Genomic DNA, 22,319 nt, shown 5'->3' with positions numbered 1-22,319 from the left:
GGAGGCGGCGCGGGAGGCGGCGCGGGAGGCGGCGCGGGAGGCGGCGCGGGAGGCGGCGCGGGAGGCGGCGCGGGAGGTGTCAGGCGGCGGTCGCCGCTGCCACCACCGCCGAAGTGATCGCGGCCAGGTCGGTGTCGTCGGTGATGTACGGGGGCATGGTGTAGATCAAGTCGCGGAACGGGCGCAGCCACACGCCGCGCTCCACCGCGGCCTTCGTCGCGGCCGGGACGTTCACCTCGTGGTCGAGCTGGACCACGCCGATCGCGCCCAGGACGCGGACGTCCGACACGCCCGGGACGTCCCAGGCGGGAGCCAGGCCCGAGGCCAGGCCCGACGAGATGCGCTTCACCGACGAGGACCAGTCCGAAGCGAGCAGCAGGTCGATCGACGCGTTGGCCACCGCCGACGACAGCGGGTTGGCCATGAACGTCGGGCCGTGGGCCAGCACCGGGGTCTCGCCGCGGCTGATGCCCGATGCCACCCGCGGGACGCACAGCGTGGCGCCCATGGACAGGTAGCCGCCGGTCAGGGCCTTCCCCACGCACATCACGTCCGGGGTCACCCCGGCCTGGTCGGCGGCGAACAGGGAGCCGGTGCGGCCGAAACCCGTGGCGATCTCGTCGAAGATCAGCAGCACGTCGTGCTCGTCGGCCAGGGCGCGCAGGTCGCGCAGGAGCTCCGGTGCGTGGAAGCGCATGCCGCCCGCGCCCTGCACCACGGGCTCGACGATGATCGCGGCCACCGTCGAGGCGTGCTCCGCCAGCAGGTCGGCAAACGATGCAACATAAGACGCGTCGTAGGCAGCGGACGGGGCCGGGGCGAACAGCTGCGACGGGAGGATGCCGCGCCACAGGGCGTGCATGCCGCCCTCCGGATCCGTCACCGACATCGGGTGGAACGTGTCGCCGTGGTAGCCGCCGCGCCACGTCATCAGGCGGTGCTTCGACGGGCGGCCGAGGGATCGCCAGTACTGCAGGCACATCTTGATCGCCACCTCGACGGCCACGCTGCCGGAGTCGCAGAAGAAGACGTGCCGCAGCGGGTCGGGCGTGATGTCGACCAGCGTGCGGGCCAGGCGGACCGCCGGCTCGTGGGTCAGGCCGCCGAACATCACGTGGCTCATGCGGCCCAGCTGGTCCTGCACCGCGGCGTCGAGGACCGGGTGACGGTACCCGTGGATCGCCGCCCACCACGAGGACATGCCGTCGACCAGCTCGGAGCCGTCCGCCAGCCGCAACCGCACCCCGCTCGCCGACTCGACCACCAGCGGCGACTGGGTGGCCGGCATCGGGCCATACGGGTGCCAGACGAGCGAGCGGTCGAGCTCCACCAGGGTCTCGAGATCCATGTCCGAGACCCTAGCGTCTCAGCGAATCATCCCTGCTGGGCGACGATGTTGACCATCCACGGGATGCCGAACTGGTCGACGCAGGCGCCGAACTCGTCACCCCATATCTGCTTCTCCAGGGGAACGTTGATCTTGCCCGAGGTGGACAGCTTCGTCCAGTATCCCCGCAGCTCGGCGGCGTCCGTGCCGCTCAGGCTGACCGTGATGTTGTCGCCGGGGTTGAGGGCCATCTCCGGCGGCGTGTCGGCGCCCATGATGGTGTAGCCGCTGGGCGTCTCCAGCTGGCCGTGCATGATCTGGTCGTTGGTGGCGTCCTCGCGCCCGCCGAACTCGCCGAACGTGTTCATGCGGAGCTCTCCGCCGAAGACGCTCTGGTAGAACTCCAGCGCCTGCCGGGCGTTGCCACGGAAATTCAGGTAAGGATTCAGTCGCGAAGCCATATCCGCAGCCTAGTGCGGTGGGCCGTCGCGGACCGGCACAACGACCAACGCGTCACCGAGCGGGGTGCGCCGGTAGAGCACCGACCGGCCGGAGCGGACCGCGCGGACCAGGCCGGCCCGGCGCAGCACCGCGAGGTGGTCGCCGACGGCGCCGGTCGCGAGCCCGAGCCCCAGCGCCAGCTGCGTCGTGCTGGCCGGGGTCTCGAGCGCGACCAGCAGCCGGGCGCGCGACTTGCCGATCAGGTCGGCGAGCGCCGACGGCGACGACACGAACGCGGAGCCGACGCCGCGCGCGGGGTAGACGATCGCGCGCCGCCAGGGCGGGTCGACGTACGTGGCGATCCCCGGCCACACGAGCGCGGACGGGACCAGCAGCAGGCCGGTGCCGTCGGAGGCCACCGTGCGGACGCCCGGGCCGCCGGAGACCTCGATCGCGCCGGCGTGCCAGCGGACCGACGAGTGCAGGCCGTCGAACGCCGCCGCCCAGCCGCCGTGGCCGAGCCGGCCGGCGCGGTGAACGACGTCGCTCTCGCAGATGGCGCGCAGCTGCGGCCAGTCCGCGGCGAGCAGCGTCTCCCACGCGGCCTCGAGCGCGTCCGCGATCCGGGCGACCACGTCGGGAGACTCGAACACCCGCAGTACCGCCGGGGAAGCCCGGTGCGGAAGCTCGGCCCGCGCGACGTCCAGCGGGGTCGCCCGGACGGTCGCGATGTCGTCCGCCCAGGTCTGCTGCATCCCGGCCGGCGGCGGGGCGACGAAGTCCGCGCCGTGCCGCGCCGACTGCAGGGCCAGCACCGCGTCGAGGTCGGTCGTGGCGCGCAGCCGCTCGAACGCCGGCCGCAGCCGCTCGAACCGCCCGAGCGGCGCCAGGCCGGCCAGCTTGCGCAGCAGGGCGCCCAGCTCGGCCAGCGGCGACACGCCGAACCGGGTGTGCAGCAGGTCGGCGTGGTCCACGACGAGCCGCAGCATGCCCCGACCTTACGCCCCTGGACGTAACATTCGACCGGCCGGAGCGCGGACTCGAATCTCTAGAACGTGACCACGTACCGCGAAGTCTGGCGAGTAGCCCCGTTCCGCGTCCTGTTCGGCGCCCGCACCCTGGCGATCGTCGCCGACACGCTGCGGATCGTCGCGCTGTCGCTGCTCGTGTACGCCGCCACCGAGTCGCCGGCGCTCGCCGCCCTCGCCTACGGCATCTCGTTCCTGCCACAGCTCTTCGGCTCCGCGCTGCTCGGGGCGCTCGCCGACCGGGTGCCGCCCCGCCGGCTGATCGCGCTCGGCTACCTCGCCGAGGCCGTCGCCGCTGTCGCCCTCGCGACCGTGCCGATGCCGGTGTGGGCCTGCCTGGTGCTGGTGGCCGGGGTCGCCTGCGTGACGCCGGTCTTCCACGGCGCGGCCAACCGGCTCATCGCCGAGGTGCTGCCCGGCGACGCGTACGTGCTCGGGCGCTCGCTGTCGAACCTGGCCTCGTCGCTCGCTCAGCTCGCCGGCCTGGCCGGGGCCGGGATCGCGGTCGCCGCCCTGGGCGAGCGCCAGGCGATCCTGTGCGCGGCGGTGGGGCACGTCGTCGCGGCCCTGTGGACGAGGCTCGGCCTGCCGGCGCTGGCGGTGCCGGCCCGGACGGGAGCGCTGATCGCGGCCAGCGTCCGGGGCAACGCCGAGCTGCTGCGGGACCCGGCGATCCGGCGGCTGCTGCTGATCCAGTGGCTGCCGTCGGGGTTCATCACCGGGGCGGAGGCCCTCATCGTGCCCTATGCGGCCGACCGCGGGCTCCCGGCCGGTTGGCTGCTCGCCGCGGTACCGATGGGAATGATCGCCGGCAACCTGGTCATCGGCCGGCTGGTGGCGCCGCGGACCCGGGAGCGCCTGGTCCCGGTCCTCATCGCCGCCATGGGAGCGCCCCTGCTCGTGTTCCTCGCGGACGCGCCCTGGGTCGGCCTGGTCGCCGCGCTCGTGGTCGTCGGCGTCGGGTTCGCGTTCGGCCTAGGCGTCCAGGCCGCGTTCCGGGACGCCCTGCCCGAGGATGGCGGCGGCCAGGCTTTTGCCCTGCTCGGCACCGGCCTGATGACCGCTCAGGGGCTCCTGCCGGCGGTCGCCGGCCTGCTCGCCGAGGCGCTGGCGCCGGGCACGGTCATCGCCCTGCTGGGCGTTGCGACGCTTACCGCGGCGGCCCCAGGGCTTGTACGTCGACAGGATCGTCGCCACCAGGAGCAGCGTGCTTGAGACGCTCGGCGCCATGATCATGTCTACCCGCTGCCGCTGCGGCATCGCGGCGCCCAGCGCGGTGGCGTCGGCGAGGTTGGGGTACAGCAGGAACGTCACGAGCCCGACCATCACCGTGGTGATCACGAGCTTGACCAGGACCCACCACCACGTGACCAGGCCCCAGGGCGTGCCGATCGAGCTGACCACGCCGACGACCCACACCAGGTAGGTCAGCGGCACGAACAGGACGAGGCCGACGTACCCCATGGCCGGGTACACCATGCCGGCGTCGGCCAGGCCGGACAGCCCGCCGATGCCGAGCGCCAGCAGCACCAGGTCGACGCCGAGCCACCCGACGGACGTGACCACGTGCGCGGTGCGGACCGCCTTGCGCCATCGCGGAGTGAATCGCATGCTCCTCAGCGTCCCGGCGAGCGGCCGGTCTGTCGTGCACGTCTCGCCGTAACCCGGCGTACGTCCCGTGACGTACGTTGGCCGGGTGCACCTGCGACCCGCCGTGGAACGAGACGTTCCCGCCCTCCTCGCGTTCTGGAAGCTCGCCGCCGAGGACACCAACCGGGTCGGCGACGACACGGCCGCGGTCAGCGCGCTGATCCGCCGCGATCCGCAGGCGTTGCTGCTGGCCGTCGACGGCGACGAGATCGTCGGCTCGCTCATCGCGGGCTTCGACGGCTGGCGCTGCCACCTCTACCGGTTCGCGGTCCGGCCCGACCGGCGCCGCCAGGGCATCGGCAAGCTGCTGCTCGACGCGGCCGAGGCGCGCTTCCGGGCGTTCGGCGGGCGCCGCGCCGACGCGATGGTGCTCGACGACAACGTGCTCGCGCATCACGCATGGTCCGCCGGCGGGTACCGCGCACAGCCGGAGTGGCGCCGCTGGGTGAAAGGCCTCTGATCGCGAATTGGCCGTCGACTGCGGCGTGTTGTTGCGGCAACGTCTGGATCATGGTCACGGTCGGTGCGGTTCTCGGCGTCACCCTCGTCGCGTTGGGCATGGTCCTCACGCCCGGGCCCAACATGATGTACCTCGTGTCACGGTCGATCTCGCAGGGACGCCGGGCCGGACTGATCTCCCTCGGCGGGGTCGCCGTCGGCTTCCTCGTCTACCTGACGCTCGCGACGCTCGGCCTGTCCGTGGTCTTCGCCACGGTCCCCGGCCTGTACCTGGCGGTGAAGCTGGCCGGCGCCGGCTATCTCGCCTGGCTCGCCTGGCAGGCGGTGCGCCCCGGCGGCACCTCGGTGTTCGCCCTGGACACGGAGCTGCCGACCGACTCGAACCGCAAACTGTTCACGATGGGCCTGCTCACCAACCTGCTCAACCCCAAGGCCGCGATCATGTACGCGTCGCTCATCCCGCAGTTCGTCGACGTGCGGGCCGGGCACCTGCTGGTGCAGGGGTTCGTGCTCGGCGGGGTGCAGATCGCGATCAGCATGCTGGTGAACACGGCGATCGTGCTCGCCGCCGGGACCATCGCGGTGTTCCTGGCGAAGCGGCCGGCCTGGCTGCGGGTCCAGCGGTACGTGACCGGGACGCTCCTGGGCCTCATCGCCGTGAAGCTGGCGACCGACAAGGCCAGGCCGACGGTGGTGTAGACATCTAGGAGTGACCGTCTCCGTCGAGGATGAGCTGCGTGCCCTGGCCCCTCAGGTGCTGGGCACGCTCATCCGTCGGTACGGTCAGTTCGACGCCTGCGAGGACGCGGTCCAGGAGGCGCTGCTCGCCGCCGCCCTGCAGTGGCCGTCCGAGGGTGTGCCGGCCAACCCGCGCGGCTGGCTGATCACGGTGGCGGTCCGCCGCCTGACCGACCAGTTCCGCAGCGACGACGCCCGCCGCCGCCGCGAGGCGGCGGTCGCCTCGATGGAGCCGCTGGATCCGGCGCCTTCGGCCGCCTCCGACGACACGCTCACGCTGTTCTTCCTGTGCTGCCACCCCTCGTTGTCACCCGGCTCCCAGCTCGCCCTCACCCTGCGCGCGGTGGGCGGCCTGACCACGGCCGAGATCGCCGCCGCCTTCTTCGTCCCCGAGGCCACGATGGCCCAGCGCATCAGCCGCGCGAAGCAGAAGATCAAGCAGGCCGGCGCGCAGTTCGCCATGCCACCCGCCGAGGAGCGCGCGGCTCGCCTGCAGGTCGTGTTGCACGTGTTGTACCTCATGTTCAACGAGGGCTACACGACGAGCTCGGGCGCCGACCTGCAGCGCAGCGACCTGACCGCGGAGGCGATCCGCCTGACCCGCGAGGTGCACCGCCTGCTGCCTGCCGATGGCGAGGTCGCCGGCCTGCTGTCCCTGATGCTGCTGACCGACGCCCGCCGCCCGGCCCGGGCGCGGCCCGACGGCACGCTCGTCCCGCTGGCCGACCAGGACCGGACGCTGTGGCTGCGCCCGATGCTGGACGAGGGCGTAGCGCTGCTCACGCAGACCCTCCCGCAGGGGCCACCGGGCCCGTACCAGCTCCAGGCCGCGATCGCGGCCGTCCACGACGAGGCACCCCACGCTTCCGAAACCGATTGGCTCCAGATCGTGGGCCTGTATCAGCTCCTGGCCCGCGTGGCCCCGAACCCGATGGTGACGCTGAACCACGCGGTGGCGCTGTCGATGGTGAAGGGCCCGGAGGCGGCGCTGCACATGATCGCCCCGCTGGACGACGACGCACGGATGGCGAAGCACCACCGCCTGGCCGCGGTGCGCGCCCACCTGCTGGAGCGAGCGGGCCGCCGCGACGAGGCAAGGGAGTGGTACGGCTTGGCCGCGCGCCGCACGACGAGCCTCCCGGAGCAGCGCTACCTGGAGGCGAAGGCAGCGGCCCTCCGCTGACGCTCTGGCTGAGCCGCTCGGGGCGCCCTGGCTCGGGGCGCCCCGCTCGGGCGCCTGCTCAAGCGCCTGCTCGGTGCGCCCTGCTCAGGACGCCAGCTCGGGATCGCACGCGAGGCTTCCCAGCTGCTCCAGGGTAAGCTGCGGGCTCGGCATGAACGTCATGGTCGGCGGATCACCATCGCCCTCCCAGCCCTTGAAGTAGTTGTCCAGGGTCACCTCGACGTAGGCATCGGCCCAGAGCACGACCACCCCGTACCGGATCGCGTCGGCGGTCAGCTTCTCCACCGCGGACAGCACGAGCTGTCCGTCCGGACCCGTGCCGGCAGTGCACTGACGGTCGTCGGGATGCGCCGGCGCGGTCTGCGAGCCGGCCCAGAAATCCGCGCACGTCGTGGGCGGCTTCGGGCGCTCGGTCAACGGCCCGGTCGGCGACGCCGACGGGCTGGCCGTCGTCCGGGGCGCCGACACGAGCGTGAACACGCCGCTGCCCGCATCGGTCGTGACCCGCAGGACGGAGAGGTAGCTGTCCGGCTCGGCATCGCGCGGGTACACCCGAACCCCGGGCGCCTGGCTCCGCCAGTCCGAGAGCTGGACGCCGGGCAGCAGGGCCGTGAGCCGGCTCGTCACGGTGACCGTGAGCCGCTGCATGGTCTGCTGCGGGGACTCGGGCGGCCGGGTCGGCAGCGACGCCGCCGAGGCCCCTGTCGAAGTGGCGGCGCTCGAATGGCCGGCGTTGCCGGGAGGCTGGGTCGCCGCACCGCCGCCGGAGACGCCGACCACGACCGCGACCGCCGCGATCGCCGCGACCACGCCGCCGACCCCACCGGCCGCGCGCAGCTGGACCATCCGCCGGCGGCGGACGATCACCGCGTCGATGTCGATCCGACTGGGTGGCGAGGCGCCGATCGCCTCGTCGAAGATGTCGTGCATGCGCTACTCCTCAATCAAGTGAGCGGCCAGCACCCGCAGCGTCTCGAGCGCCCGGGCGGTCTGACTTTTGACGGTTCCGGACGAAATGCCGAGGATCCCCGCGGTCTGATCGACCGACAGGTCGCAGTAGAAGCGCAGCACCACGCAGGCCCGGCGGCGCGGGGGCAGGCCGGCCAGCAGCCCGAGCACGTCGCCGGCGTCCACCGTGCCGGCCGGGGCCGGGTGGTCGGGGAAGTCCGCGACGGCGAACTCACGACGCCAGGGCCGGCGCCGCTCGTCCAGCCACGCGTGGGCCAGGATTCCGTGCACGTAGGCGTCGAGGTTGTCGGCCCGCTGCGCACGCCCCCAGTGCTGGTACAGCTTGCCGACCGTGACCCCGACGAGGTCGTCCGCGGTGTGCCAGTCCCGGCAGTACAGGAACGCGGTACGTCTCAGCCGATCGAGCCGCGCCGACACATAGTCGCGGTACGCGGTTTCGTCGTCTTGCTTCATCCGACTCCCTTCGTGGACGCCCCCGCACCGGAACGTCGCACGGCGGGCCCCGCACGGTTGCCCGGCTCCATGCACGGCGACCCGGCTCGATCCGGCCGGAGCGGTCCACAAACGGCGCCAATGGGCTGATGTCGGATACAGCCGACGATCGGCCAGGAGTTGCGTACGTCCTGCCGATCTGGGTCAGTCGGGCGGTACCGCTACCAGGGTCTCGCCCAGCACCCGGGCCACCGACCAGTGCACGAGGTTCCGGGTGACCAGCTCGTCGACCGAGGTCAGCGGGCCGCGCAGGTACCGGTCGGCGACGATCCGCTGGGCGTCGTCCGGACCGATCCCGTGCAGCGACGCGATGATGGTCTCCGGGGCGGTGTTGATGTCGACCAGGCCGCCGTCGTCGAACGTGCGCGACAGGTCGGGCCGCCCGATGCGCAGCTCACGCGCGATCGACGGATGGTGGTTGACGAGCTGCCGCGCCTGCTCCCGCCGTACCCTCCGGGTCAGCTCGACCGCCGCGGACGGCTCCGGAAGGCGGCCGGGCGGGCGGATGATGATGAGTGCGCTGGCCACCGCGCCACCCACGGTCGCCACGAAGAGGGCAACGACCCCTGCGCCAGCCCAAGGCCCGGCTTCGTATGCCGGACCGTCCAGCTCCATGGCAATGACGAAGAACGCGAACAGCGCGAGGAACGCCGCCGCGGCGAGGCCCAGCAGCCGGCTGCGGTAGCGGATGGCGAGGACGCCGACGACCGCCCAACTCGTCAAACCGCACGTCAGCAGCGGTATGGCGCCCACGATGAGGGCGGCCAGCCAGACCGGAAAGCCGGATCGTGGTAGGGCGGGCGGCGGCACGGCGGGCAGCAGTACAGCGGGCGGCAGCTCCGTGAGCTGCAGCACGGCGGTCGGCGGGCGCACGGCCGGCGGCTGGTGCCGGTGGCCGTTGACCGCCGGACGTGGCGATCCGGACGCGGCCAGTGCGGGCTCCGCGCGCAGGATCCCGCGGTGCAGCTCCTGCAGCCGCTCGCTGGGTTCGACGCCGAACTCGTCGGCGAGCAGCTGGCGGGCGTCGCGGAACGCGGCCAGCGCCTCCGGCTGCCGACCGCACCGGTACAGCGCCAGCATCGACAGGTACCGCAGCTCCTCGCGCAAGGGAAACTCGACGACCAGCTCGGCGAGCCTCGGTATGAGCTGGGCGTGGTGGCCGCGCTCCATCTCCAGCGCCGCCCAGGACTCCAGAGCGGTCGCCCGGCTCTCGGCGAGCCGGTCCCGGGTCGCGTCGAACAGCGCGCCGGACAACCCGGCGAGCGCGCTGCCGTGCCAGAGTCCCAGCGCGCGCTGTAGCAGCCCGCTGGCGTCGGCCAGCCGGCCCTCCGCTCGCGCGGCTTGCGCCTCCTGCAGATGCCTGTGGAAGACGTCGGCATCCAGCCGCTCCGGGCCGACCGAGAGCTGGTATCCGGCGTCGGTCAAGGCGAGCAGGCTGCCCGGGCTTCGCGGCGACCGGTCGGGCTCCAGCACCCGCCGCAGCCCGGCCACGTACTTCTGCACCACGTTCGCGCCGTTCTCCGGCGGCTCCGCCTGCCACACCGCGTCCACGATCTGCGCCGTCGGGACCGGCCGGTTCGCGTTGATCAGAAGCGCGGTCAGCACCGCCCGCTGCTTCGCCGGCCCGAGGTCGAGCTCCGCCTCGCCGCGCCAGGCGCGCACGGGCCCGAGGATCTCAAAACGCGGCAGCTCCTGCCCGTCCGGCGTCCCGGCCACCCAGACCTCCCTGTGCCGCCGGACAGTCTACGGGTGGTCCGGCTGCCCCTCCAGCCAGGTACAACGCGCCGACGGCAGTGCGATCGCAGTGCCCGGCAGCGCGACGGCAGTCAATCGGCAGCGGGCTCCTTGACGATGTCTCGGCGGCCGACGGTCGCCTGTGAGAACGATCCATGAGAGGGACGAATGCTGTCCAGATTCATCGTCGGTTCGGTGCTCGCCACCGCCCTGGTCGCCACGCTGACCGGCTGCTCCGCCGGCGGGTCGGGTGACGGGTCGGCGGCCGCGCCCGCCTCGTCCGCGGCGTCTCCGGCGCCCGAACCCGCGACGGTGCTGGCCGCCGCGGTCGCCAAGACCGCCGGGGTCAACCTGAAGGTGGTCCTCGCCGGCGACAAGGCCGAAGAGGATATGACGGGCAGTTACGATGCGACGCACAAAATCGGGTCTATCGCGCAGGCATCGGGCACCGATCGCATGACGATCATCGCCACCCCCGACGACCTGTACCTCGCCGGCCTGAGCGACTTCAAGGGCAAGACCATGCACCTGAAGATCGCGAAGCTCGACGCGAAGAGCCCGCTCGCCATGTTCACCGACGTCGTGACCCCGCTGACCCTGCTGACCGGCGTCAAGGACGTCAAGTTGACCGCGCCGGGCTCGTTCACCGGCACCCTGGACCTGACGAAGGCGCAGGGCGCCACGGCCGGCGCGCGGAAGTTCCTCGACTACGTGCTGGCGGCCGCGGCCAACCGAGCCAACGCGGTGAAGTTCACCGCGTCCGTCAACGAGCAGGGCTACCTGGCCGAGTTCAACACCACGCTGCCCAACATCGCCGACGGCAAGGACGGCGAGTACAACCTGAAGCTCTCGGACTTCGGCTCGCCGATCACCATCACGAAGCCAACCGGCTCGAAGGTGGTCGAGGCCCCGGCCGCCATGTACAGCCAGCAGTGAGCTGCGTGCGCATCGGCGCCACGGGGGCACCGATGCGCACGCCCAGCCACCCCAGAGACAACGACGACAGCCACGTTGGTTGTCCCGGCAGCCGGTCTGCGTCGAGCCGATTGATGTCCACCTCTTCTGCACGGAGTCGAGCCCCCGCAGATCCTGCAGCTTGCTCGCCACTGCCCCGAAGGCCCGGCAACGCTTCGATCGTGCACGGCAGGCGCACACAGCGCGACGTGTCACCTCACGTGCCGAACGAGCGCTGGTGCGTGAGGTGGCACGGCAATGGCTGACCCTCGGGCCGAAGGAAGTCGAATACCAGTGATATGGGTGCGAAGCGGCGGTGGAGATCGTCTGGCGACGGCACGCCGAGTCGATTCGGCTCCGCGACACCTGTCGAGCTGACCGATAGCAGGCGCTGTGAATCAACAGCTGCGGGGAACGGTCGGGGTGTGGGCGTCACGCGGGCAAGAGAGTCGGGGCAGTGTGGTTTCGTGCAGCTGGATTCGTTGCTACACAAGGGCTTCCGCTTCGGTGAGGTCCGGCGCGACGGGGTCCGCTGGCGCACTTCGCTGCTGTACTTTTCGGGTCGACGGTGAGTTGTACAATTTCTTGTACGCCCAGCCCGGGAGGCACGATGCGCACCGTCAGTTACTCAGAGGCACGCCAGAACCTGGCCAAGGTCCTCGACCACGTCGTGGACGACGCCGAGGAAGTCCTGGTGACCCGCTCCGGCCGCGAGGCCGCGGTCATCATCTCGCTGCGCGAGTACGAATCCTTGAAGGAGACGGCATACCTCATGGCGAGCCCGGCCAACGCCCGCCGGCTGAACGAGGCCATTGAAGAGCTGCGCACCGGCGGCGGCGAGTTGCGCGACCTCATCGACCCTGACGGCAGCCCGGACGAGGCGTCGGCGGCGTGAAGATCCAGTTCGCCAGCCGCGGCTGGGAGGACTACCTGAGCTGGCAGCAGGACCGCCAGATGCTCCGCCGGGTCAACACCCTGATCGAAGACATCCGCCGCAACGGCCACCAGGGCATCGGCAAGCCCGAGCAGCTCCGTGGCAACTGGGCCGGCTTCTGGTCACGGCGCATCGACCAGGAACACCGCCTGGTGTACCGAATCGTCGATGACGTCGTGCAGATCGCGCAGTGCCGCTACCACTACGAATGATGTAGCCGGCCCTCCAGTCCCTCCGTGTACCCGTCGTCCACCCTCCCGGGAACGGGCCGGCGGCGGGGCTGCCCCGGTGAGTACGGACCGCGAGAGGCGCAACGCCTTCCGACCGTGAGCTGATCGACGAGAAAGTTCGCGAGTTTGCTCGACCGCGTAGGCAGTGGCGAACGGCCCGCAGGCGTTGTGGATCAACACGCACAGGGCAGGCGATACCCGGCCGGAGATGATCGAAGCGACGCCGGGCAGGACCGGACGAAACACGGCATTGGCCGGGGCACGCCTCGGGGATGCGGCGAGACGGGCGAGGGGCACGAACGCCACGCGGGCCCGAGCGGAGATCATTGTGGTGGTCCGTCCAGCCAGACAACCGGAGCAACACTGGAACCAGCCGCCGTACGACTTGGTGGTCTGGCCAGCGTCAGCACAGCCAGTGCCGCGCGCAGCGCGGCATGGGGGGTGCGGGGTGGGAACCCCCCGCCTCGCGCCGAAGGCGCGATGACAGGTAGTGGGCCGCCAGGGACTCGAACCCTGAACCTACGGATTAAAAGTCCGCAGCTCTGCCATTGAGCTAGCAGCCCGCGCCTTGACAGGGTACCTGCGCGCCGCCCATCGTTCCACGCGATACTCCGTATGCAGCGTTTCGACAGTTCGGCGCTGGTTAGGGCCATCAGCCGTAAGGCTGTTCTCGCCGCCGCCAGCCGTCAGACGGCCCAGTGCTCCCAACAGCCGAGCAACCAGCGAGCAGCCAGGATCCACCACGGATCCACCCAGGAATGATCAACTGGATCTATGGTAGTGCCGCACCCTGGGTGAGGCTGAGGCGGTAAGCCACATCGATCCGATCCGTTACCGAGTGCCGTCGTTGACAGACAAGTGCTGGTCATCTCGACCGAGCCTGCCCGGCGGGGTTCGTGGGCCAGTTTGACAAGGAGCCGATGGGCGGATGCGAAGCCGAGCGCTCTCTTGGCTTGCCGCGACCACAGGATCGGATAGAGTGACCGCCTCCCTGGCGCTCCGCATCCGGATCTGGGCCAATGTCAGTGCACTCGCATTCGACAACAACCCGAGGCCGGTGGTCTTCGGACCGATGGCGGCGATCACGTACCGTTCAAACATGGCCATCGACGAGCCTAACTGCCGTTATCGGCACGACATCGAGCAATGGACCGTCGGCCAGCTTCGCCACGCACTGAGCGGCCTGTCCGACGATACGGTTTTGCGCGTCGAGGTGGCGCAGGCGAGGCGATTCCACCCACCCGACGGATCAGGGGGAGGGTAGCCGTCGAAGCGACGGCGACGCGGCGGACTGCACCACGCCGTGATCGCATAGGCGGTCCAGTTGTCCTCCCAGCCGCGCAGGCGGTCCACCTGGCGCAGTTGTCGCATCGTGGAGACCGACAGGCCGCCTGTGTCAATCCTGACCGCGGAGTCACGCAAATTTCTCGGCGCCGCCAGCACCTCACTCAAGCAAACAAGATCTATCGTCCACAGGTCTTGACAATTACTTCCCGGCGCGATCTCGGTAACCTCGATCGGCTCCACTCTGATCTTCGCAAAGTCCGGTGCCGTTCGCAGAGTCGACGTGCCTCGGAGCGATCGCGCGCCGTGCTGGGGACCGATAGCTGACACCCGGCCGCGGCTCGGCGCGAGACCATGAGCCGGTGACGGTCGACATCAGCGTCCTCGGACGGTTCGACGTGCGCCTCGACGGCCACAGCGTGCCGGCCGAGGCGTGGCACCGCAGGCAGGCCGCGGCACTGGTCAAGGTGCTTGCGCTCGCACCCCGCCGGCAGCTGCACCGCGAGCAGGTTCTGGACGCGCTGTGGCCCGGGCTGCCGGTCGATGCCGTGGCGCCCAGACTGCACAAGGCGGCCCACTACGCCCGCCGCGTACTCGGGCCGGACAGTCTCGTGCTCCGCGGCGACACGGTGGCGCTCTTCCCGCAACACCCGGTCCAGGTGGACGCCGCGATCTTCCAGGACCTGGCGGCCAGGGCCCTGGACACCGGCGGGGCGGAGGCTGCGGGAGCGGCCGTGGACGCCTACGGCGGCCGGCTCCTGCCCGAGGATCGGTACGAGCCTTGGGCGGCCGACACCCGCGACCGGCTGGAGCAGCTACACCTGCGGATGCTGCGGCAGGCCCGCCGGTTCGACCGTCTCGTGGAGCTGGACCCCGCCGACGCCGCCGCGCATGTGGAGCTCATGCGCCAGTTCGCCGACCGGGGCGATCGCCGCGGCGCGCTGCGCCAGTTCGAGCGGATGGAGCGGGTGCTGCACCAGGAGCTCGGGTTCGGCCCGAGCGACGAGGCCATCGCCCTGCGCGACTCGCTGCTGGCCGCGCTCTCCGACCAGCCCGACCCGACGGGGTGGGCGGGTCCGCGCACAACCTGGGTCGGCCGTGGGGCGCAGACCGGCGCATTGTTGCGGGCGCTGGACGAGGCGGGCCGCGGCCGCGGCCGCACTGTGTTCGTGGGCGGCGCCGCAGGCACGGGCAAGTCGACGCTCATCGAATGGCTGAGGCACCAGGCGGCCGGCCGCGGCTGGCGGACCGGGCACGGCGTCGCGTCCGCCATCGAGGGCGCCTGGCCGTACGCGCCGGTCCTGGAGGCCGTCGCGGATCTTTGCCGGCGGCACCCCACCCTGCTCGACGGACTCGACGACCGGTGCCGCGGCGATCTGGACCGTGCGCTGGCCGGCGGTTCGCTGGAATGGACCGGGCAGACAGCGCACCAGCGGCTCTTCGTGGCGACGGCGGAGCTTGTCCGGCTCGCGGCGGCCGGGCAGGGCCTGCTGCTGACCGTGGACGGCGTGCACGAGGCCGACGAGGCCAGCCTGCGGCTGCTGCACTACCTCGCCCGCAGCTGCCTGACCGAACGCGTGGTTCTCGTGCTCGCGCACCGGCGCCAGCCGGTCACCGATACGTTCGAGCAGGTCCGCGCCAGCCTGATCGGCCGGGCCGCCGCCGTCGACGTGGCACTGGGCCCGCTGGACCGCGACGAGAGCGCCGTCCTGGTCGCCGCGTGCCGGCCGGACCTGCCGCCGGACGCCGCCGAACGCATCTTCAAGATCTCCGGTGGTCTGCCGTTCGCCATCGTCGAGCTCAGCCGCACCGCCGGCATCACGCCGATCGAGCAGGAACGGCCCGGCGACGCCGTGCTGGCCACGCTCGGGCCGGTCGCCCGCGCTGCCCTGCAGTACGTCGCCACCACAGGAGCCACGTTCGACACGGACGAGTTCCTCGCCCTGTCCGGCCTGCCGGAGCCGGAGGCCTTCGACTGCCTCGACGCGGCGCTGGCGGCGCTCGTCATTGAGCGAACCCTGTCCGGCTTCCGGTTCCGCCATCCGCTCATCCGTGAGGCGCTGCTCGCCGACCTCCCGACCCACCGGCAGCGGGCGCTGCATTGCACCTGCGCGCAACGGCTCATCACGCTCGACGCGTCACCCGCGCGGATCGGGCACCACCTCCTGGCCGCGGGCGAGCCGCACGCGGCCGTCCCTTACGTGCTCACCGCGGCCGAGACGGCCGCCGCCGTCGGCGCATTCGGCGACGCGCTGGCGCTTCTGGACTCCATCCGATCCGTCGCCGGCGGCGACGACGCGGGCCGGGTCCTCGCGCTGCGCGCCGACGTGCTCGGCGCGACGGGCGATCCCGCCGCCCTGCCCGCCTACCGCCAGGCCATCAGCCACGCGCGGCCACTGGAGCGGCGGCGCCTGCGCGCCCGGATGGCCTCGATCGCGCTGCACGCCGGGGACTTCGACACCGCCGCAGCCGCCCTGGACGGCCTGCATCCGGACGGCGGACCGCACGACAGCACCATCCTGCTCGCCCGCGGCGGGCTCGCCTACTTCACCGGCGACCTCGACACCGCCCTGGTCGCGGCGGACGAGGCCATCCGGTCCGTGGACGGGGGTTCCGGCTGGGAGCGACTGCAGATGATCGCCCTGAAGGGGCTCGTCTCGCACAACCGGGGAACATGGAGCCAGCTGCTGTGGACCGAGCTGCACCGCACCCGCAGCGATCCCGGGCTGGCCACCGTCGTTTTCGACTCGCACCTCTGCGTGGCCGAGTACTTCCTGTACGGCTCCACCCCGTACGCGAGCGTGATCGAGATGGCCAACGCGCTGCGGGACACGGCCGAGCGCGCCGGCGCCCTGCGTGCGGTGGCCTTCGCCGGTGCGCTGGTCGGGGAGGCCGCGCTGCTCGCGGGAGACCTCGACCTGGCGTTGCGGGAGTTGTCCGACGCGGCGGACCTGCACCGCGAGATCGTGGCACCCGCCGGCGAGGCGCACTGCCTGCAACGGCTCGCCGAGGTTGAACTCGCCCGCGGCGACCGAGCCGCCGCCAACCGCCTGCTGCGCCGGGCGCTGCCGCTCAGCCGCTGGTCGCAGCTGTCGATGCACCTGCTGTACCGGGTGTACGGGACGATGATCCGCGCCGCCGAGGATCCGGATGCGGCCCGCGCGATCGTGGACGCGGGCGAGGCCACCCTCGACGAGCACGAACGCTGCTCGTTCTGCCCGGTGACGTTCGCGGTGCCGGCCGCCATCGCATGCGCCGACGTCGGCGACCTGGACGAGGCGCGGCGGCAGCTGGAACGCGCCGAGCGTTCGGCCGCCCTCTGGGAGGGCACTGCCTGGGAGGCCGCCCTCATCGAGGTTCGCGCCCACATCGCCGGCGCTGAGGGGAGTCCGGCCGAGGCGCGGCGACTGCTCGACCAGGCCGCCGAGATGTTCGAGGCGGCAGCGCAGCCGCTCGACGCCGCGCGGTGCCGGGCCACGAACCCGGTCCGTTGAGGCTCGGTACGCCGGGCGTCGAGCCCACCCGGGCCAGGTGCATGACCGCGGCGACCAGCATGCCGGTCTTCGCGGCGAGGACCACCTCCTCCATGCGCGGCGACAGCCGGATCCGGTCGACCAGGAGCAGCGGCACCACCCGCAGCAGGGTAGCTGCACACGCCGACGAGCAGGATCGTGGCGAGCATCGTCATCGCGCCCGTTGCGGTCGGCCCGGCGGCCGATCGTCGCCGCGGCCACGCCGGCGAGCATGGCCGCCGGCAACGCCGATCCGGCGGGAAGCCCGGCTCCGGCCATAGCGACCACCGCGGCGCACGCGACACAGGCGCCGGCCGTGATCGAGCGGATCGCCGGGCACGGCCGTGACCAGGCACAGCGGCACCAGCAGGGAGAGTCCCGCCTGCTCGGGCAGCAGGTTGCCGAGCAGCGTGCCGGCCGTGACCTGTGCGGCCCAGCCGAAGCACAACACCGTGGCGGCCCCGAAAGTAGAAGCGCCGGCCCGCCGCCGGACCGCCCGGTTCGGTGAACCGGCGGCTGGCCAGCATCCATGGTCTCACCTTGCATGGGGCACCTTCCCGGGTCCTTCCCCCGCGGCCCAGCCGGGCCGATTCCCCGGGCCGGGCCGGGGAAGGGTCCTACCAGGCGATTTCGTAGATCCGGTTGTAGGAGCGGTAGGCCACGTGTTGCGTGTTCGGATCGGTGGTGACGAAGCTGGCCGGCGCGGTAGACGCCGCCGGTGCGGCGGCGAACGTGGTGAGGTCGGAGTGTGCCGGGATCCCACCGCCCGGGGTCCACCAGATCTCGTGCAGCCGCCCGTCGGTGGAGCCGTAGATGACGTGCTTGGTGTTTTCGGCGGCGTTGTAGTAGGCGGTGAGGCTGCCGTTCGCGGGCGGTGCGCCGGCCGGCGCGGTCAGGTTCCAGCCAGTGACCGCGTTGACGCCCTGCCAGTAGAGCTCGTAGATGTGCCCGTTGGTGCCGACGTAGACAACCTGGTGTACGTCGTTGAACGGCGTGTAGTAGGCAAACGGCTCACCCGCGGCGTAGGGCGTGCCGGCCACACCGGACAGGTTGTCGTGCCCGACCGCGCCGGTCGACCAGTAGAGGCTGTGGATCCGGTTGTCCGAGCCCCGATAGCACACGAGGTTCGTCCCGCGCGCCGAGTACGCCGACGGGTTGCCGACGGCGTTCGGCGCCCCGCCGCCTGCCAAGGCGGTGAGGTCCCCGCCGTACCGCACCGGCGCCACCCCCTGCCACCACAGCTCGTGCAGGTGACCGCTGCTGGTCCGGTAGATCACGTGATGGGTGTCGTCGAGCGGCGTGTGGTAGCCGACCGGGTCTCCCGCCGCGGCCGGGGCGCCCGCCGTGCCGCTCAGGTTGTCGTGCCCGACCGGACCGGTCGACCAGTAGAGGCTGTTGATCCTGCCGGCGAAGTCCCGGTACAGCAGGATCTGCGTGTTCGTCGGCTGGTGGACGTAGGCGAACGGGTCGCCCGCAGCGGCCGGCGCCTGCCCGGCAGCGGCCGTGAGGTTACTCGAACCGGTACGGCCGGCCGAGTCCCGCCAGAGCTCCCACAGCCGGCCGGAGGTGTCACGGTAGTGCATGCTGTGGGTGCCCAGTCCGGGAACCACCGCGGCGGTCGGCCGGCCCGCGGCCTGCGGCGTGGAGAACTCCCCCGAGCGGTTGAGCAGGCGCTGTGCCGGGTCCACGATCCGCACCGTGCATCCGTCGGAGAACCGAGCGGTGACCTTTACCTGGACCCCCGTCGCCGACGTGAAGACCTCACCGGTCTTCAGGCCGTTCCTCGTGCGCAGCGGTAGATTCGGATTGATGCGATTCGGGTCGGGGTCCGTGTCCGGGTCTTCCACCTGGTAGACGATCACACCCTGGCGGTTCGTGGGAATGCGGCCGTCGAACTGGTCCACGCCGAGCCGTGCCTCGACGATGAAGTACTTCGCATCCTCACCGACCCGGATCGCGGTGCGCCGGTCCGCCGCCGGCGCGAGGGCGAGCGCCTGCAGGTTGTAGGAGCGGACGCGTCCGGTGTGCGTCACGATCGACGCCTCGTCGAGCCAGCCGATGGCCCGCTTCGTGAAGGCCGAGCAGTGGGTACCGATGGCATCCGCCATATCGTCGAACACCTCAAGGTGGTTCGCGAACCTGTAGAGATCCCCGTACCCGGTCAGCTGGTGGAGGAGCTCCATCGCCCACATGCCGACGTTGCGGAATATCGGCGCTCTCGACCAGAACCCCTTTTGCTGGGCAATGCCGGCGTCCCCGCTCAGGGTGACCATGAACGCACCGTCGAAGCCCTGGTTGCGCAGCGTCGTCTCCCACTTCGGGGCGAGCGCAGTCACCGGGATCTCCCTGCCCGGACCTTCCTCCACCTGCTCCATGCCGATGAAGTGTGCCTCGATGTCCGCGAGCCCGTACGAGTTGGCCCGCACGAACGCCCGCAGTGACACATCCGCACCGAGACTGTCGGGGTCGAAGTTGACCCTTCGATGGATCGCTGCCTCCAACGATGGATCTAATTGATCGATGTAGGTGTACACCAAAAAGAATGCGATCTTCTTGGTGCCGATCCAGAACGAGTTCGGGTTGCCCGTCGCAGCTTGCGCCGCGGCTTGGGCAATACCGAACGGGTTCGCCAGGATGGCCAGGGCACCCGCACCACCGGCCGCGAGCAACTTACGCCGACTAATTGACACGCTGTCTCCTCAGCTTGACCAGCAAGCTCCTGTGTGATCTTCCATCTACCACTTGAGTGGCCTAGATTGATCCAACAAACTTCCCCCGACCATCCCCAGACCTTCCCGCTGGACCGGGAGGCCGCACGGAATGGTTGATGATCATCCAAGGCCGCGTAGTTAAGCCCGACAGCGTTTTGCCAACTCGAGCACGCCCGGCGATTTGGGCCCAGGCCCGCGGCGCACAGCCACCGAGGCGCACTGGCCGGCACAGGTCCGGCTCTGCGACGAGCTGGAGGAGGCCCCGACCACCGCGCCGAGCACGAGGGTGATCGCCAGCCATGACCGCTGGCTGCCCCGCGGGCTCTGCCCGCCGTCTGAGTGACGTTGTGTCGCTCCACCGACATAGTCGGCACGCCGAACGCGCGCGGTCGTAGCATCGAAGTCTCAAGACAAATAGATTCCGGGGGACCGATGAGCGACAAGATCGACGCAGTGGTCGAGACGGGCCAGAACAACGCCGCGGCCGGCGAGGAATTCTTCGAACCGCACAAGGATGCCTACGCCGATTCCTTGTTCCGCATCGTCGCCAACCACAATGATGTGGTGGAGTTGGCCGAGCAGGATTGAGTCGGGCTTCCGCCCTCTACGACCTCGGCGTCCAGTGCCGGGAACTCGGGCAATATGCGCGTGCTGAGACACTGTTGCGGCAGGCTTTGGCACTGACCAGCGGGAACAGCCCGCGTGACCTGGCACTGGTCGCCGATGCATCCAATGATCTGGCCATCCTCTTCAAGCACACCGGACGATATGACGAAGCGGCAGCGCTGTATCGCCGGGCGCTGACAATCAGTCGGCGGGTGCTCGGATCGGACCACCCGAGAATCGCGGGGCTGTATCACAATCTCGGCGGGTTGGAACATGCTCGCGGCAGCCTGGCGCCGGCCGAGCGCTTCGCCCGCCGGTCGGTGGCCATCCGCGAGCGGGCACTCGGCCCGGACGTTGTGGACGTGGCCCGGGACAAAGCGGCGCTCGCCGCCATTCTCACCGATGCTGGGCGTCACGACGAGGCAGCGGAGTTGCTGGCCGATGCACTCCGGGTGTTCGAGCGCACACCGGACTGCGAGTCCCACGAGGCCGGAGTCGTGTGGCACACCCTGGCCGCCGTCCACAACCGCAGCGGCCGCCCCGACGACGCGGAGTCGGCCTACCTGCACGCCCTGGACGTCAAGACGGCGGCATTGGGCCCGGATCACCCAAACCTCGCCGTAACCCTGAACAACCTGGCCCTGCTGTACCACCGGGGCGGCCGGCACGAGCGCGCGAAGGCGACCTACCGCCGATGCCTCGACCTGCTCGCCGCCCGCACCGGCGAGCCCGAACACCCGGTCTGGCGGACCTGCACCAGCAACTACGCCAGGCTGCTCACCGAGCTGGGCCAGCCGGCCGAGACGCGGTCACGGCTCGGTCCCCAGGACGGATGTTCCGATGATGATCTCCCGGACGGGGTCGCAGCCGAGTAGCTCTTCGACCGACTCGTCGCGCAGTGCGGCCGTGAACGTCACACGAAGGCCGAGGGCTGCGGCCAGCAGGTAGACCGTCTGGCTCAGGTGACCAACGTCCAGGAACAGAATGCGCAGAGCTCGGCCCATGTCGTACTTCCATGCCGACCGCGCCCGCACGCTGGTGTAGAACACCAACGCACTGGCATCGGCCACCCACTCCTGGTCGCCGCAGGCCGCGACCAGGAACTCCGGGGTGGCCCGGCGGTCGAGATCTTCCAACAGGTGGGTGTCGGCCGCATAGTGGTAGAGGCCCGGCGCAAGGTCGCGAACCCGCAAGGCGTACACATAGAACTCGGTGGGATGGCGCGCCCCACCGGACGGACTCGTCTTGAACACCGATCCGCTCTCGGCCGCCAGCGCTCCATCCTTGTGCGACAGCGGCCCAGCCGCAAGCTTCAACAGCGTGGCGAGCGTTCCGAGGTCCAACTCGGCTCGGCCGAACATGCGATGGCTGCGCCGTTGGCGCAGCACGTCGACGAAGTCACGCCCGCTCAGCAGTCCGCGGTCCACGTCCGGTAGCGCGACCGTCGAAGAACCGGGAAAGCGGCGGAACGGCACCGGCGGTGGATCGGTGGTGAGCTTCGCAGCCAGGCGCGCGGCGTCCTCGGCATCGGTGATGTACAGGGCGCTGCGGTGCGAACGGGTGCCGAAGTAGAAGGCTGGGGCGTGCGGACCCCAGCCGGCCCACTCCCGCGCAATTTCCTGCTCGGTGCGGTCCCGATCCGACCCCTCGGCGACGAGGATGTCACGATCGAGCAGCGCCTCCGCGGCCCGCTCCAGCCACTCGCCGGTGCGCACGTCCGGATCCGCTGCGCGGATGGAGCCAAGCTCCCGCCACGTGCGGAACCACCCCAGCACCCGCTCGACGCCGTCGGCGAGCGCAAGCTGCCGGTGGCTCAGATGGTCGTCCCAGACGAGCCGGTCGCCGACCCTCAGCAGGCCACCACACCCAGAAACCCGCACCCGCACGGACGCTCACCCCCCAGATCCGCAACACCACCGCGCGACGGACCCTGCCACAGCGGTCCCAACGACCCACAGACCAGCACGGCTGATCATGGTACGGGCGCGGACAGCGCAGGAAATACCGGAGTTTGCCCGGATAGCTACGGACAAACGGCCACTTGAACAGCCGAGCAACCTTGGAGCA

The 22,319-nt window shown here is 71.0% G+C and carries 20 protein-coding genes and 1 tRNA gene; 11 read left to right on the top strand and 10 right to left on the bottom strand.

The genetic code is table 11. From position 1 onward, the window contains the following. Window positions 1–79: 79 nt before the first annotated feature. Genes IEZ31_RS05705 through IEZ31_RS05695 form a run of 3 tightly spaced genes read right to left on the bottom strand, consistent with a single transcriptional unit; the run spans window position 80 to window position 2,757 of the window. The gene (locus IEZ31_RS05705; RefSeq protein ID WP_190248646.1) at window positions 80–1,348 is read right to left on the bottom strand and encodes an adenosylmethionine--8-amino-7-oxononanoate transaminase; all 1,269 of its coding nucleotides are present in this window, start codon (window positions 1,346–1,348) and stop codon (window positions 80–82) included. Window positions 1,349–1,374: 26 nt separating this feature from the next. After that, entirely contained in the window at window positions 1,375–1,788 is a 414-nt protein-coding gene (locus IEZ31_RS05700; protein WP_190248645.1) for a VOC family protein, read from the bottom strand. A gap of 9 nt (window positions 1,789–1,797) precedes the next feature. Further along, complete coding sequence (locus IEZ31_RS05695) at window positions 1,798–2,757, bottom strand: ArsR/SmtB family transcription factor (protein ID WP_190248644.1); 960 nt, start codon at window positions 2,755–2,757, stop codon at window positions 1,798–1,800. Window positions 2,758–2,823: 66 nt separating this feature from the next. Here IEZ31_RS05695 and IEZ31_RS05690 point away from each other — a divergent pair, with 66 nt between their 5' ends. The 4 genes from IEZ31_RS05690 to IEZ31_RS05675 all read left to right on the top strand — a co-directional run bounded on the left by IEZ31_RS05690 (window position 2,824) and on the right by IEZ31_RS05675 (window position 6,826). Then, complete coding sequence (locus IEZ31_RS05690; RefSeq protein ID WP_190248643.1) at window positions 2,824–4,011, top strand: MFS transporter; 1,188 nt, start codon at window positions 2,824–2,826, stop codon at window positions 4,009–4,011. Window positions 4,012–4,492: 481 nt separating this feature from the next. Next, window positions 4,493–4,906: a GNAT family N-acetyltransferase gene (locus IEZ31_RS05685; protein ID WP_229834253.1), complete on the top strand. Its 414-nt coding sequence runs from the start codon at window positions 4,493–4,495 to the stop codon at window positions 4,904–4,906. 50 nt (window positions 4,907–4,956) lie between these two features. Then, window positions 4,957–5,604, top strand: a complete 648-nt coding sequence (locus tag IEZ31_RS05680) for a LysE family translocator (RefSeq protein WP_190248641.1) — start codon at window positions 4,957–4,959, stop codon at window positions 5,602–5,604. A gap of 10 nt (window positions 5,605–5,614) precedes the next feature. Continuing rightward, window positions 5,615–6,826 carry an RNA polymerase sigma factor gene (locus IEZ31_RS05675; protein WP_190248640.1) on the top strand — a complete coding sequence of 404 codons (1,212 nt, stop codon included), beginning with the start codon at window positions 5,615–5,617 and terminating at the stop codon, window positions 6,824–6,826. 84 nt (window positions 6,827–6,910) lie between these two features. Here IEZ31_RS05675 and IEZ31_RS05670 read toward each other — a convergent pair whose 3' ends face one another. The 3 genes from IEZ31_RS05670 to IEZ31_RS05660 form a co-directional block, all read right to left on the bottom strand. Next, window positions 6,911–7,756, bottom strand: coding sequence for a hypothetical protein (locus IEZ31_RS05670; protein ID WP_190248639.1), 846 nt, complete (start codon window positions 7,754–7,756; stop codon window positions 6,911–6,913). 3 nt (window positions 7,757–7,759) lie between these two features. Continuing rightward, the gene (locus IEZ31_RS05665) at window positions 7,760–8,248 is read right to left on the bottom strand and encodes a SigE family RNA polymerase sigma factor (protein WP_190248638.1); all 489 of its coding nucleotides are present in this window, start codon (window positions 8,246–8,248) and stop codon (window positions 7,760–7,762) included. A 183-nt stretch (window positions 8,249–8,431) separates the two neighbouring features. Then, window positions 8,432–10,003 (bottom strand): AfsR/SARP family transcriptional regulator, encoded by a 1,572-nt coding sequence (locus tag IEZ31_RS05660; RefSeq protein ID WP_190248637.1) that lies wholly within the window; start codon window positions 10,001–10,003, stop codon window positions 8,432–8,434. A 186-nt stretch (window positions 10,004–10,189) separates the two neighbouring features. Here IEZ31_RS05660 and IEZ31_RS05655 point away from each other — a divergent pair, with 186 nt between their 5' ends. The 3 genes from IEZ31_RS05655 to IEZ31_RS05645 all read left to right on the top strand — a co-directional run bounded on the left by IEZ31_RS05655 (window position 10,190) and on the right by IEZ31_RS05645 (window position 12,121). Further along, a complete protein-coding gene (locus IEZ31_RS05655; RefSeq protein WP_190248636.1) occupies window positions 10,190–10,957 on the top strand; it encodes a hypothetical protein in 768 nt (255 codons plus the stop codon). A 628-nt stretch (window positions 10,958–11,585) separates the two neighbouring features. Beyond that, a complete protein-coding gene (locus tag IEZ31_RS05650; RefSeq protein WP_190248635.1) occupies window positions 11,586–11,870 on the top strand; it encodes a type II toxin-antitoxin system Phd/YefM family antitoxin in 285 nt (94 codons plus the stop codon). Further along, window positions 11,867–12,121, top strand: coding sequence for a Txe/YoeB family addiction module toxin (locus IEZ31_RS05645; protein WP_190248634.1), 255 nt, complete (start codon window positions 11,867–11,869; stop codon window positions 12,119–12,121). The genes IEZ31_RS05650 and IEZ31_RS05645 overlap by 4 nt, the downstream gene beginning before the upstream one ends. 509 nt (window positions 12,122–12,630) lie before the next feature. Here IEZ31_RS05645 and IEZ31_RS05640 read toward each other — a convergent pair. Next, a tRNA-Lys gene (locus IEZ31_RS05640) sits at window positions 12,631–12,702 on the bottom strand. Window positions 12,703–13,118: 416 nt separating this feature from the next. Here IEZ31_RS05640 and IEZ31_RS05635 point away from each other — a divergent pair. Continuing rightward, the gene (locus tag IEZ31_RS05635) at window positions 13,119–13,403 is read left to right on the top strand and encodes a DUF6225 family protein (RefSeq protein ID WP_190248633.1); all 285 of its coding nucleotides are present in this window, start codon (window positions 13,119–13,121) and stop codon (window positions 13,401–13,403) included. 382 nt (window positions 13,404–13,785) lie between these two features. Further along, the gene (locus tag IEZ31_RS05630; RefSeq protein WP_190248632.1) at window positions 13,786–16,917 is read left to right on the top strand and encodes an ATP-binding protein; all 3,132 of its coding nucleotides are present in this window, start codon (window positions 13,786–13,788) and stop codon (window positions 16,915–16,917) included. A gap of 190 nt (window positions 16,918–17,107) precedes the next feature. On the opposite strand, the gene IEZ31_RS05625 is transcribed toward IEZ31_RS05630, so the two are convergent. Continuing rightward, window positions 17,108–17,386: a hypothetical protein gene (locus IEZ31_RS05625; protein ID WP_190248631.1), complete on the bottom strand. Its 279-nt coding sequence runs from the start codon at window positions 17,384–17,386 to the stop codon at window positions 17,108–17,110. Between the two features lie 166 nt (window positions 17,387–17,552). Next, window positions 17,553–19,625: a PLL family lectin gene (locus IEZ31_RS05620; RefSeq protein ID WP_190248630.1), complete on the bottom strand. Its 2,073-nt coding sequence runs from the start codon at window positions 19,623–19,625 to the stop codon at window positions 17,553–17,555. Window positions 19,626–20,078: 453 nt separating this feature from the next. Here IEZ31_RS05620 and IEZ31_RS05615 point away from each other — a divergent pair, with 453 nt between their 5' ends. Together IEZ31_RS05615 and IEZ31_RS05610 are read left to right on the top strand one after the other, a co-directional pair. Further along, the gene (locus IEZ31_RS05615; protein ID WP_190248629.1) at window positions 20,079–20,234 is read left to right on the top strand and encodes a hypothetical protein; all 156 of its coding nucleotides are present in this window, start codon (window positions 20,079–20,081) and stop codon (window positions 20,232–20,234) included. Continuing rightward, window positions 20,231–21,127, top strand: coding sequence for a tetratricopeptide repeat protein (locus tag IEZ31_RS05610; protein WP_190248628.1), 897 nt, complete (start codon window positions 20,231–20,233; stop codon window positions 21,125–21,127). Before IEZ31_RS05615 ends, IEZ31_RS05610 begins: the two co-directional genes overlap by 4 nt. On the opposite strand, the gene IEZ31_RS05605 is transcribed toward IEZ31_RS05610, so the two are convergent. Continuing rightward, the gene (locus IEZ31_RS05605; RefSeq protein ID WP_190248627.1) at window positions 21,062–22,138 is read right to left on the bottom strand and encodes a SagB/ThcOx family dehydrogenase; all 1,077 of its coding nucleotides are present in this window, start codon (window positions 22,136–22,138) and stop codon (window positions 21,062–21,064) included. The two genes, IEZ31_RS05610 and IEZ31_RS05605, sit on opposite strands and share 66 nt — an antisense overlap. Window positions 22,139–22,319 lie beyond the last annotated feature (181 nt).

It is taken from the genome of Dactylosporangium sucinum (genome assembly GCF_014647515.1).
In the GTDB taxonomy this organism is placed as follows: Bacteria; Actinomycetota; Actinomycetes; order Mycobacteriales; family Micromonosporaceae; genus Dactylosporangium; species Dactylosporangium sucinum.
This window is presented reverse-complemented; position numbering and strand designations above follow the sequence as displayed.

What these genes read in the sequence shown, in the direction of transcription:
- IEZ31_RS05705 (WP_190248646.1), bottom strand. Translation starts at nt 1,348, where the DNA reads ATGGATCTCGAGACCCTGGTGGAGCTCGACCGCTCGCTCGTCTGGCAC.
- IEZ31_RS05680 (WP_190248641.1), top strand. Translation starts at nt 4,957, where the DNA reads ATGGTCACGGTCGGTGCGGTTCTCGGCGTCACCCTCGTCGCGTTGGGC.
- IEZ31_RS05700 (WP_190248645.1), bottom strand. Translation starts at nt 1,788, where the DNA reads ATGGCTTCGCGACTGAATCCTTACCTGAATTTCCGTGGCAACGCCCGG.
- IEZ31_RS05650 (WP_190248635.1), top strand. Translation starts at nt 11,586, where the DNA reads ATGCGCACCGTCAGTTACTCAGAGGCACGCCAGAACCTGGCCAAGGTC.
- IEZ31_RS05655 (WP_190248636.1), top strand. Translation starts at nt 10,190, where the DNA reads ATGCTGTCCAGATTCATCGTCGGTTCGGTGCTCGCCACCGCCCTGGTC.
- IEZ31_RS05695 (WP_190248644.1), bottom strand. Translation starts at nt 2,757, where the DNA reads ATGCTGCGGCTCGTCGTGGACCACGCCGACCTGCTGCACACCCGGTTC.
- IEZ31_RS05615 (WP_190248629.1), top strand. Translation starts at nt 20,079, where the DNA reads ATGAGCGACAAGATCGACGCAGTGGTCGAGACGGGCCAGAACAACGCC.
- IEZ31_RS05670 (WP_190248639.1), bottom strand. Translation starts at nt 7,756, where the DNA reads ATGCACGACATCTTCGACGAGGCGATCGGCGCCTCGCCACCCAGTCGG.
- IEZ31_RS05665 (WP_190248638.1), bottom strand. Translation starts at nt 8,248, where the DNA reads ATGAAGCAAGACGACGAAACCGCGTACCGCGACTATGTGTCGGCGCGG.